The following is a 12,492-nucleotide window of genomic DNA, read 5'->3' as shown; positions in this document are numbered from 1 at the left end:
ACTGCATTAATAAGACTTGATTAATAATCTGTATCCAATGAAATAAAGGAAATAAAAAAAACATAAAAGAAAGATACTACAATTAAATAACGCGTATAATTATTTTATAAGATAATGAAAAAAGGGGCTACAAAATTGAAAGTTTATAAAAAAGTAAGTAATCAAGCATTATATAAACATATTGCACATCAAATAGAAGAATTAATAATTAGTGGTCAGATTAAAAAAGGCGATAAACTTCCAACTGAAACAGAATTATGTGAGGAATTTGAAGTTAGCAGAACAACAATTCGTGATGCGATAAAGGCTCTACAGGACAAAGGGTTAATCCAAGTAATCCAGGGAAAAGGCACATTTGTCACCAATGATATTCTTGAAAAAAATTATGAAAACATTGAACTTATTCTCAAGCTATACAATGTTGAGAATAGATACTTAATGGAAGCTCGGGAAGTACTTGAAATAACTATTGCAGGTCTTGCTGCTAAAAGAAGAACAGACCGAGATATTGCGTTATTAGAGTCTGCTCTAAAAAACATGAAAAGATATATTAGTGATACCAACTTGTTTCTTGAGAATGATATGAATTTTCACATTTATTTAGCGGAAGCAACTCAAAACATTCTTTTCTCTACCTGGATTAAGCCAATTACATCTATTTTACTTGAGGAGAAAGAGATTGTTAAGGCAAGAAGAGAAAGAGTTATTGAAAGTCATCAAAAGTTGTATGAAGCAATTGTTCAACAAGATAAAACAAGGGCTGAAGAGGCTATGGCCAGTATTTTAAATCAATATCATGATGAAAGTCATACAACTTAATTTTCATAAGGTTTTTTTGAAAAATTAGCGATGGATAAGTAAAAGCATGAGATTCTAATTACTAAAATATTTAGAAGTTACTTTAAAAGCATAGTTTAATCATGGAAGGAGGAAATATTATGTCACTAGGTTTAAGAATTATCGAAAATTTTGAGAGATTACCAGAAAAATTTGTGAAAAATTTCGAAGCACTAGCAACTGCCAATATTGGGGATGTAATGGGGCGACTTCGATCAATGGATTATACTATAAAATCCATGAACAAACTCGGTGTTCATCTGGTTGGAAATGCTATTACTATTCGTGTTCATCCAACTGATAATGTAATGGTTTACAAGGCTATAGAGCTTGCACAGCCAGGAGATGTTCTTGTAATAGACGCATTTGGAGGCCATGAGAATGCTCTTGTAGGCGAATTAATCTGTACCTACGCTAAACTTAAAGGAATTTCAGGTATAGTAACTAGTACACCTATTAGGGATAGCTTAGCAATATATAACATGGATTTTCCTGTTTTTGCTAGGGGTGCAACTCCTAGGGGACCCTTGAAGGAAGGGTCCGGAGAAATCAATACCATTATTAGTTGTGGAAATGTACCTGTTTGCCCTGGAGATATAATTGTTGGGGATGATGATGGGATAGTAGTGATTCCAAAAGAGGATGCTGAGGATGTGCTAAAACAAACCAAACTTGTCATACAGAAGGAACAACAAATAATGAAAGAAATGCAAGATAAAGGCACTTGGAAAAATAAAATGATTGACGAAATTTTAGAACGAAAAGGCCTTTCCAATAAAAATTAGATTCAACTTCTAGGTTAGAACTATTTTAACTATCTTTACCATTATTAAAATGTGTAACATGAGTCTTGCAATACCACTTTTCAAAAATTACTTTAAAATCCCGCTGCCATTAAAGACAGCTCTATTTTTTAGCAAATAGAGCTGTTAATAAATCTATCACTGGCATAGACAAGTGTTAGGAGCTCTAATGGGTAATTGGGAAGACTTCTTACAAGTTACAGACATGTATGGAGAGGAAAGCTTAAACCCCAAGTACATGTCGTATATGCTTTAGAAGAAATAGCAAGTGCTCAAGTGACTTTGGATAATAGAGAGCATTTTGGGAAGATTGTTATTAAAGTAAATTAATACCGCAAAAAGGCTAGAAAAGACATACGTCGATCTTCTAGCCTTTTTTAAATGGATAAGGCGGGCTCTACTATAGCTGACAATATCATTAATTTGTTACCATTAACACACGGAAAAAGTAATACCTAAACATATGAGGCTTTACTTTCCTCTTCGGCAAGCAGTATCTTTGAATCATCATGCACTTTTACAATAATTACATTTTAAAGCCAAATAGGTATCTTTTGGCGGTTTTATGAAATAAAAAAAGCTTTTTAAAAAACAGTGTATTAGAGATGGAAATCGTTCTTTCATTTATCCCTTTACCTACTATTCTAATATGCTTGAAATCTAGATTAAAACCCGTAATCTTTAGGTTAGACATCGCTTCAACAAGTGGAAGAAAAGAATAAAACAAGCGATGAGACAGAAGGAAAGTATGACTACACTAGATGAATCTCTCGGTAAAAAAAGCAAAGATATTGGTTTTTGAAGATAATGACTATGCATTATGTTTTTAGATAGCTAATATTATGAATTAATAGAACTATATTTATTGGATAATCTAACTTTTTTAAAAAGACGGAAGGGGATTAAAAAAGGTTGAACAGTAATATGATTATAGAGGATTTTATAGTTAATATTTTCGATTCTTTATACGATGGAATTTTTGTCACGGATAACAAAGGTGTATGTATATATGTAAATCAGGCCTATGAGAGAATATCTGGTTTACAACCTACTTATCTAATTGGTAAACATGTTGGTAAGTTAGTGAAAGATGGAGTAGTATCACATGCAGTTTCGTTAGATGTACTTAAGGATAAAAAGAGAAAAAGTATAAATCAAAAGTTAAATACTGGAAAAGAATTATTGGTAACCGGAAATCCTGTTTTTGATAATAATGGTAATGTCTACATGGTAGTAACTAATGTACGAGATACTACTGATTTAAATAAGTTAGAGCAACAAATTAATCATTATAAAAAGATGGAAGAAAGATATTCTTTAGAAATGAAGATAAATTTATTAGAAAAAAATAAAGATCATATTTACACTAAAAGTTCAGCAATGAAAAATATATATGAACTTATATATAGAATCTCGAGTGTTGATTCAAACGTTTTAATTACGGGAGAGACGGGAGTAGGTAAGGAATTTATTGCGAATATGGTTCATCAAACAAGCAGAAGGAAAAATCAACCTTTTATTAAGATTAATTGTGGTGCAATTCCTAAGGACCTTTTAGAATCAGAACTTTTTGGTTATGAACAAGGTTCTTTTACTGGTGCAAGAAAAGCAGGAAAACTAGGATTGTTTGAGATGGCTGATAAGGGCACTATTTTACTTGATGAACTTGGAGAGCTTCCAGTTGAACTACAAGTGAAGTTATTGCGTGCAGTGCAACAACAAGAATTTATTCCTATCGGTGGAACTAAGGCTAAAAAAGTGGATACAAGAATTATTGCTGCAACAAATCAAAATTTAATGGAAAAAATAAAAGAGGGAAATTTTAGGCAAGATTTATATTATAGGTTAAATGTTGTTTCTATTAATATTCCCCCTTTAAGGGTAATTTGGTCAACTTCATGACAGATATAAAGAAGGATTAAGAATCATAAATTTTTAGATATTGCTTGCTGACAGGAGCCTCTAGGCTGCTGTTTTTTTATGTGCCCCTAAGTCAACGGCGATAAAAAAGTATGACTGATCTAATATCGGAAATGGTTAACAACCAAGCACCGAATAATCCACATAGCATTTTTATGAATTACTATTCTATGTAGATTTTTTCTTTAAAACATTATATTTTTAACTAAAGACGGGTAACAAGCTTGTCATACAAGTAAAGCTGTAAAAGATATGTATTCAAGATATTCTGGTTTTATATCTTTAACCGATTCGCATTGGACAATACCTTCAGCAATAAGCCAGTTGAAAAAGTCTCTATAATCCCTTACATAATTAAAAAGGGTGAGAGGGGACCGAATGTCTTGTTTAGCGTCAACATATTTAACCACATAGTCGGGCATAAATAATTCGTCTAATTTTTTTCATAATATTCATGCTGCCTTGATATAGACAAATGAAACACCTCACAAGAATAAGTAGTAAAAACGATCTCATTAACATAACTATTGTTCGTATAATACAAATTAACACTTAAATAAACTTGGATAAAAATGTCAAAACCCTTGGTATACTTAGGATTGGGCGTTTTTTAAATTATATCATAGTTAACATTAAGAAGGATTAACGCTAATTTGCTTTCACCTAAGCCCTATTTCTCAGTGGAAAAAATTCAGAATTGGAGATTATGGCTTTAAAAAGGTTTTTACTATTTTTAATGATTATGTTAACAGGTTATCAGTCAAAGTGGTTATGGGAAGAACAAATTCAACAATTTATTCCTTCATCGGTAAGGGACTCCATCCGTTCTTCAGGTTATGATAAGCAAGAAAACAAAAGGTTACGGCCATTCAAGTGATCGATGAAGTATGGAACAAAACAAAAAATACCTTTTATACCAAATCAATTCAGAAGCTAAAAGAAGGCTTTGCATATCAGTTGTTTGATTTAACAAACGCTTCAAGAGATAATCACGGTTTGCGCATTTTAACATTTGATGAACTTGTGAGAGAAACCGCTCGCCATTTGATCGTATGAGGGAAGATAATATTCACTTTATTACGGCTGGTGAAAACCTGGCATACGGTCAGTTCAGCTGCATCTTTGCCTACGACGAAGTTAATCCATCTCTTTTAGGGTTTATCTATCAGCCTTTTGAATGAGAAAAGTCCACACTAATGAAGGATTACTGTATTCCATCCATAATATAAAGTAGTAGATAACATTTTTGTACGCCCTCTATTCTTATCCAGAGGGTCCATTGAAATTTCATTTTGGGGAGTGATACCATTGTCAGAATTGATTTATGCAGGTTCATTAAAGACGCTTGAAGATGAAGGTGCAAAGGTAATTAAAGGTGGAAGTCATGCAATTGCAGTATTTGTTTACGAAAAACAAGTCTATGCGGTGGATAACCGTTGCCCGCATATGGGCTTTCCTCTCCATACAGGTAGCCTATGTGATGGGATTTTGACGTGTCACTGGCATCATGCCCGCTTTGATATAAAAAGCGGCGGAACCTTGGATCCATGGGCAGATGATGTCCCTACTTATCCTGTCGAGATTAATGAAGGTGAGGTTTGGGTTCAACCGGTTCCTTTTAATAAGGTGACAATCGAAAAATTGAGGCTGCGATTACGTGACGGCCTTGAGCAAAATATTAGTCTTGTCATCGCCAAATCGGTTGTCGGATTGATGGAAGCTGGTTTCCCGGCGACAGAGATTGCAAAGATCGGAGTCGACTTCGGAACAACACATCGAAGGAGTGGATGGGGATCTGGGTTAACGATTTTAACAGCCATGACAAATATATTGCCTAAATTGGATAAAACTGGACAGATATTAGCGCTGTTTCAAGGCCTGGTTCATGTTGCACGGGAAAGTTCCGGAATGGGAACACGCTTTTTACTTGGATCCCTTCCTATATCAAATGAAAAGAATACCCAATCATTCGAACAATTATCAGAATGGTATCGTCATTGTGTGGAGGTGCGGGATTCGCAGGGAGCTGAGCGGGTGCTATTGACCGCGATAGAATTGGGATTTTCGGACGAGCAGCTTGCTGACATGATGATGACAGCTGCCACGGATCATTTTTATATTGATACAGGTCATACTCTTGATTTTCATAATAAAGCATTCGAGATCCTAAATCAGATTGGTTTTGAGCACCGGCCCTATGTATTGTCATCCTTGGTACCTGGGATCGGTGATGTATCCCGAAGTGAAGAATCCCATAGCTGGCAATCACCTGTGAACCTGGTCAAACCCTTAATGGAGGCGTTCCAGGAATTACCTGATATCCTTGCTAATGTCTCATCACGAGGCGGCGCTGATATCGATGAAGCAGTATCGGTTGAACAAATTTTATCAGAGGACCCTATAAAAACGGTAAATACGATGTTGGATGCCCTTAAAAACGGCGTCACTCCTTCCCGTTTGGCCAAGATCGTAACCTTAGCGGCTGCTGATCGGATTTCCCGTTTCCATGTACAAAATGATTTCAGGGATTGGATTACTGTACTTCATACTTTTACTCATGCACATGCGGTACATGAATCGTTACGCCGCTCTACTACACCTGAATTGACTCGGGCTGTTTTCCATGGGGCAATGAGTGTGTATCTTGATCGTTTTCTCAATACACCGTCTGCAAGAAGGCCGGAACCAATGAATGTGGAAACTGAACCGCAGAATCCTTCAGAATTATTGGCGATGATGAATCAACAGCAACAGGTTGCAGAATCTGCAAGATGGGTAGTAAATTACCTGGCACGCGGCGGTGATAAACGTGAACTCTTCAATACGCTCGGGCATGCTTTACTAAGAGAAGATGCAGAGTTTCATTCATTTCAAATGTATGAAGCAGCAATGATTGAACATGATCATTGGGAAAAAGAGGATTCCGAGTTTGCTGGGTATGCACAGGAAACATTGATCCTCGCATTAACACGTTATCTGGCAGGCCATGCCCCAACTGCTAGAGAAATGCCGCATACTGCACAAATTGCCATGCGCCTCCACCGAGGAGAAAAATTATTTGAAGATGATTGATCAATCGAGGACAATTCCTGCTTAAGAGAAAGTAATAAGCTGCGTACAATGCCCGGGATAGCAAGCAGGCTATTACCCGGCAAGCTCGCTAAGGCGATGATCAAGATTTTTAAGCAGACCATTATTGTTATTTTTCTTTATGAAGGAATATCCTTACAGTTAGCATTTATATATTTTATGTTGATTTGTTGCTGTTTTTGGCGCATTGATGTACTGGTCAATAACCCAGGTAAACCCTATGAAAGCATCCACAAGGGGGAGATTGTGAATAAATAACAGATAATTTTTTAGTAGATAATCCTATAAATCTGATAATGAACTTGCAAATTTTCCTTGTAATTCTTTTAAAAACATTTCAGCAGCAGCGGAAAAAAACCTGATGCTTTTTCCAAACAATATTTAAGCCAGATTCAAGTCTTGGCTCTAGCGGCCGAAAACAAAGGTTACTATCACTAGACGTATTAACTATTTTATCTAGTGAATGGGAGCATGTGAGAAACACAGTTCATAAGATTTTTAGGAAGGAAAGCCTGGAGATGTAAAGTGCACTATATGGTAAAAGGTGGGGTTCGCTCCTATTTAACTATGTCTTCAAGTAGCCAAATGTCCAAAAGCTGTTCCTTACAGGTCAATTTAATGCAATCATAGGAGGATGAAATCCTGCTAATAAGCGAGTATTCGTGAGAAAATTGTATCGAACTGAGGGAGTCTAAGTACAATTTCTATTAAATCATAGAAAAAAGCCGATTTTAGATAAAACCGGATTTTTTCATTGAAATTATAATTTATTAAACCATTCATCACTGACAGGCTCTAATAATTAGAAAAATGCTGATAAAAAGATGGTGATTGAAATTGAACTATGGAATTTAAATGCAGGAAATGGTATAGATCTTATGGATTTAATGTAAGCGATGTGAGCAAAGACAAAATTGATGATGGAAAGATAACTTACTGCTCTAACAGCGTCCTATTTAAAATGGAGTAAAAATGGAGCTTATTGATAATCACTCCTTAACTATGGTTAAGTTAATAGAGTTTTCAACAGTGTTATAAAATTTGTATGAAAAAATCCCCCCTTTTATAAGCACTTTGGACAATTGAATTATCTGAAATATCGAACTATTATTGATTCAAGAAACTCTTTTATGGAGGGGAACAAACATTGGTGCATTCAAAATGTATGAAGGGAAGAAAAGATATTTCCATCCGCGATATTTGGGAAGCAAAGAAACGAATTTCTTCCATGATATATAAGACTCCATTGATTCAATCAGCAGTCCTGTCCGAAAAAATGGGCAGGAGGGTCTTTTTGAAACTGGAGAATGTTCAAGAAATTGGCGCATTTAAAGTCAGAGGGGCAGCGAATAAAATTTTGAGTTTAAGCACTGAAGCGAGAGGACGGGGCATAGCTACATATTCAACGGGAAACCATGGGCTGGCTGTTGCGTATGTGGCAAAAAAGCTTGGAATTGAGGCAGTTGTATGCTTATCTAACCGTGTCCCTAGAGCTAAGGTCGACTCATTAAAAAGGCTGGGAGCCAAAATAGAAATTTACGGTGACAGCCAGGATGCCGCCGGGGAAAGATGCTATCAGCTGGAGAGGAAGGAAGGACTGACTGTGATTCAGCCGTTCGATGATCCTTATGTGATTGCCGGACAGGGAACGATTGGTTTGGAACTTTTGGAGGAGCTTCCGAATCTAACAGATGTGATTGTCCCCCTTTCAGGCGGCGGGCTTCTTTCAGGGGTTGGGCTTGCGGTAAAATCAAATGACAGGGGGATAAGGGTTTCAGGTGTTTGTATGGAAAAATCTGCTGTAATGTATGAGAGTTTAAAAGCAGGGAAACCGGTATTGCTTGAAGAGAGTGAGACTCTTGCTGACAGCTTGCTGGGCGGAATTGGTCAGGATAACAGCTACACCTTCCGTATAGTTCAAGAATACATGGATAACGCTTATCTGATTTCCGAAGAGGAGATTGCATACAGCATGGCTTTTATGATAGATAAGCACAGAATGATTATGGAGGGAGCGGCAGCTACTGGAGTTGCAGCGGTTTTAGGCGGGAAAATTCCCCGGCAAGAGGGGGACGTTGCTGTAATCATCAGCGGGCATAATGTCGATCTTTCTGTCATTCATCGGGTAATTCAAGAGTATGCCATCTGTAATGAAGATTGGGAATGAATGTCTGAATTGATTGTATTATGTTTATTCGGGTGAAGGAGGTACCGAAAGATGCCAGTTATGGCATTTTAATAATATAAGTGCCAAAGAAGTTATCACTATTTAATGCCGCTGCATTCAAGAAAGCTTAGCCTTAAAGCTTTGGCTTTAGTAAAAAAATCGGTGGCATTAGTATATTTTAAGTCTTTATATAATGACTAATCCAGGTTTCCCCGAGCCATTTTGGCAAAGTAAAGCACTGGTCCCCATGATATGGAAATATACTGAAATTATTATATTAATAGAATATAAACTAGAAAAGTGTAAAATTAATAGTAGACGTTGCTATCTGAATATGGTTTCCTATAATAAAAGTCTTCGATCTTTCTAATCTTAAGGTATTCAGAGGGGAGCCAACATGAGATTAACAGTTAAAGATGTACTAAAATATAAGATTCTCAATAGTGCCAAGATTGTTACGGGAAAGGAATATGCTGAAAAACGGCATATCCAGTGGATTTCAGCCATCGAAATGCCGGTGGAAAACTTTGTCCGAAAAAATGAAGCGGTATTGACGACAGGGATTGGCTGCGGGGATGACTCTGAAGCTTTTAAAGTGTTTGTTCAGGATGTGATCGACTCCGACGCTTCCGCCCTGATGGTGGCTTTGGGAAGATACATTTTCGATATTCCCACTGAGGTAATAGAATTGGCCGAAAAGAATAATTTTATTATTATTGTGATTCCATGGGAAATCCGCTTTTCCAGTATTATCGAATCGGTCATGAAAGAGATTAATGATATCGAATATAAAGAACGTGAAAAATCGGAAAAGGTTCAGCAGGAGCTTCTTAAGCTCATTCTAAAAAACACCGACCTGAAAGAAATCTCAAAATTCGTTGAAAAGCATATTGGTTACCCGATTGCCATTACAGACCGATCCGGCACCCTTCAAAAAAAAAGCATCCACACACAAGCCTTTATAAAGGAGTGGAAAAAATATGTCCTGCAAGGAATTCTTCCATCAAGGACAGAAAGCACTCTATTAAAAGGAGACCCCATGTTTCAAAAGTTCCAAATGGTTAAGATAGGAAACCGGTTTGTTTTTCAGATTCCGGTCCTCCAGGTAGCCGACAATCCACAAGGTTATATTTTTGTATTGGTTCCTGATTCCGAATCAATCGAATCCTTTCTCACTCTTTTTCGAGTTAACGTGTTAGAGCATGCTGCAACTACGATTGCTCTTTGGCTTTCAAGGAGAAATGCCATTGAAGAGACAAAAATGCGCCTTCGCAGCGATTTTGTCCATGAACTTTCTAAAGGTGAATTCTTATCACTTGACCAAGCCGATTCAAGGGCAAAATTGCTGGGATATAATCTTAAACTCCCATATGTGTGTATTGTAGGTTATCCGGAAAATATGAAAATACTATTCCAAAAACGCAAACAGGACTATGATTCATATGAACATTGGCTTGAAAGCATGATTCAATATATCGAGGAAGAAATCTACTATGCTGCCCAGTCCCTTAAAAAGGACATGCTGATGACCTATCAGGGTGAACAGCTTGTCATTTTCCTGGAAACTCCGGGGGTAAAGGAAAATGAAAACGCCACAAATTTCCTTGATCTTGTAGAACGGCGCCTGGGAAATTTGCTTCCTGAAGTTATCATATCCTGGGGTATCGGCAATGCTTTTGAAGGAATTTTAGGATTTGGGGAAAGCTTTCGTCATGCAAGCACTGCTTTAAGCATCGGGCGGCGGAAAAAGGGTTCCGGACAGCGAATGATGTATGAGCAAACAAGAGTGGACAGGGTGCTATTAAATATGGCCGGCAATAATGAGATGAAAGAAATCATTATGTCAACTATTGAGCCTCTTGTACAATATGATGAGCAGCGGCATATGGATTTGATCGGCACTTTCATCGCCTATAATCAGTTTCATGGAAATGTAAGTCAGACAGCGAGATCGCTAAATCTTCACCGGCAGTCCCTGCTGTACCGGCTAAGGAAGATTGAATCTTTGACTGGTTTATCCCTTATTGATCCGGATGATTTATTTCTTTTGGATCTAAGCATAAAAATTTGGAAAATAGGAGAACATGCCGTTATGGCAGGTCAAAATTAATTTTATTGAAAAATGGAGAGCTGTGGGAAAAATCCTTTAGGGATTCTCCCGCAGTTTTTTTTTTGATCTTCATAAACCTCGGATTTCTGTCCTTCCCAGGATCCCTGAAGCTATTGATCTCCCTTTGACCGGAGAATCACGAACCATCCTCTCCTATCATTTAAATGCAACTCATTATAACGATTAGTATATTTTAAGACAATATTTTTACTGACCTTTTAAATCATTTGAATTCTTAATTTTTCGATAACTTGACTAAAATAAAATTTGAATTTTCATACAACTTTACGGATGATAGATTACTTACTCTGACTCTATAATTAACCTATAAACAGAAATTAAATACTGGTTTGGTAGGAGGGAGCGCCACCATGTCATTTGGAACAGCAGAGTATAAAGAGAGAATCTTGAAAACAAGAGAAAGAATGGCAGCAGAGGGGATTGAAGTATTGCTTATTACGGATCCCGCTAATATGAATTATTTATCCGGTTACGACGGATGGTCCTTCTATGTTCATCAAATGCTTGTCATCATCATTGATGAGGAACAGCCGATCTGGATTGGCAGGGGGCAGGATGCAAATGGAGCCAAAGTAACAACATGGCTTTATCATGAAAATATTATTCCCTACCCTGACGATTATGTACAATCTGAAACCAGGCATCCAATGGATTTTGTGGCAGAAATCTTAAAGCAAATCGGACAGCAAAACCGTTTCATTGGTGTTGAGATGGATAACTATTATTTTACTGCAAAATGTTATGAGCAGCTGAAAAAAGGACTTCCAAATGCCAGTTTCCGGGATGCATCCCTGCTGGTAAACTGGGTCCGCATAATAAAGTCCGATACAGAGATCGAGTATATGAAAAGAGCAGCTAAAATTGTGGAGAAAACAATGGCAGCGGGAATTGAACTGGTTAATGAAGGCGTACGTGAATGTGATGTGGCAGCGAAAATCTTTCATACACAAATAACAGGAACGGATGAATTCGGCGGGGACTACCCGGCAATCATGCCGCTTCTCCCATCTGGAGAAAGAACTTCTACTCCGCACTTAACCTGGACGGACCAGCGATATAAATCAGGCGAGCTAGTGATCCTGGAACTGGCCGGATGCTATAAGCGTTACCATTCCCCTCTTGCCAGAACCGTCCATATCGGCCAGCCCTCCGAAAAAATTAAATCACTTTCGGAAGTAGTTGTCGAGGGATTGAACGCTTGTCTGGATATGATTAAGCCAGGGATTGCCTGCGAAGAAATTGAGGAAGCATGGAGAAAATCGATTGAAAAAAGCGGAATTATAAAGGAATCGCGCCTGGGATATTCCATGGGTCTGAACTATCCTCCAGATTGGGGTGAGCATACAGCGAGCATCCGCAAAGGAGACAAAACCATCCTTCAGCCCAATATGACATTCCATTTGATCCCGGGTATCTGGCTTGATCAATACGGTTTCGAAGCAAGTGAATCATTCAGGGTAACCGAAAATGGATGCGAAACATTTGCAGAACTCCCAAGGCACTTATATATAAAAGAAGCATCACTTTCAAAAATTTAGGAGGTG

9 protein-coding genes and 1 pseudogene are annotated in these 12,492 nt (G+C 37.5%); 9 read left to right on the top strand and 1 reads right to left on the bottom strand.

Going from position 1 to position 12,492, the window contains the following annotated elements; translation table 11 throughout:
• Positions 1-135: 135 nt before the first annotated feature.
• The 6 genes from A361_RS15585 (at position 136) to A361_RS15565 (ending at position 6,632) form a co-directional block, all read left to right on the top strand.
• Entirely contained in the window at positions 136-819 is a 684-nt protein-coding gene (locus A361_RS15585) for a FadR/GntR family transcriptional regulator (protein WP_019382107.1), read from the top strand.
• A 119-nt stretch (positions 820-938) separates the two neighbouring features.
• Positions 939-1,622: an RraA family protein gene (locus A361_RS15580; protein ID WP_019382106.1), complete on the top strand. Its 684-nt coding sequence runs from the start codon at positions 939-941 to the stop codon at positions 1,620-1,622.
• A gap of 942 nt (positions 1,623-2,564) precedes the next feature.
• Positions 2,565-3,542, top strand: coding sequence for a sigma-54 interaction domain-containing protein (locus A361_RS31340; RefSeq protein ID WP_269465760.1), 978 nt, complete (start codon positions 2,565-2,567; stop codon positions 3,540-3,542).
• An 891-nt stretch (positions 3,543-4,433) separates the two neighbouring features.
• Positions 4,434-4,616: a hypothetical protein gene (locus tag A361_RS15570; protein WP_019382102.1), complete on the top strand. Its 183-nt coding sequence runs from the start codon at positions 4,434-4,436 to the stop codon at positions 4,614-4,616.
• Positions 4,613-4,741: a hypothetical protein gene (locus A361_RS31270; RefSeq protein WP_019382101.1), complete on the top strand. Its 129-nt coding sequence runs from the start codon at positions 4,613-4,615 to the stop codon at positions 4,739-4,741. Before A361_RS15570 ends, A361_RS31270 begins: the two co-directional genes overlap by 4 nt.
• Positions 4,742-4,868: 127 nt before the next feature.
• Positions 4,869-6,632, top strand: coding sequence for a Rieske (2Fe-2S) protein (locus A361_RS15565; RefSeq protein WP_019382100.1), 1,764 nt, complete (start codon positions 4,869-4,871; stop codon positions 6,630-6,632).
• 300 nt (positions 6,633-6,932) lie between these two features.
• Here A361_RS15565 and A361_RS30905 read toward each other — a convergent pair.
• A pseudogene (locus A361_RS30905) lies at positions 6,933-7,113 on the bottom strand (LysR family transcriptional regulator); the annotation flags it as partial.
• 702 nt (positions 7,114-7,815) lie between these two features.
• Between A361_RS30905 and eutB the strand changes: the two are divergent.
• The 3 genes from eutB (at position 7,816) to A361_RS15545 (ending at position 12,486) form a co-directional block, all read left to right on the top strand.
• Positions 7,816-8,817, top strand: coding sequence for a hydroxyectoine utilization dehydratase EutB (gene eutB, locus A361_RS15555; RefSeq protein WP_033196584.1), 1,002 nt, complete (start codon positions 7,816-7,818; stop codon positions 8,815-8,817).
• 397 nt (positions 8,818-9,214) lie between these two features.
• On the top strand, positions 9,215-10,927 hold the full coding sequence (locus tag A361_RS15550; RefSeq protein ID WP_019382097.1) for a PucR family transcriptional regulator: 1,713 nt from the start codon (positions 9,215-9,217) through the stop codon (positions 10,925-10,927).
• 371 nt (positions 10,928-11,298) lie between these two features.
• Complete coding sequence (locus tag A361_RS15545) at positions 11,299-12,486, top strand: M24 family metallopeptidase (protein ID WP_009334016.1); 1,188 nt, start codon at positions 11,299-11,301, stop codon at positions 12,484-12,486.
• Positions 12,487-12,492: the final 6 nt, after the last annotated feature.

The sequence above is a fragment of the Cytobacillus oceanisediminis 2691 genome, assembly GCF_000294775.2.
In the GTDB taxonomy this organism is placed as follows: Bacteria; Bacillota; Bacilli; order Bacillales; family Cytobacillaceae; genus Cytobacillus; species Cytobacillus pseudoceanisediminis.
This window is presented reverse-complemented; position numbering and strand designations above follow the sequence as displayed.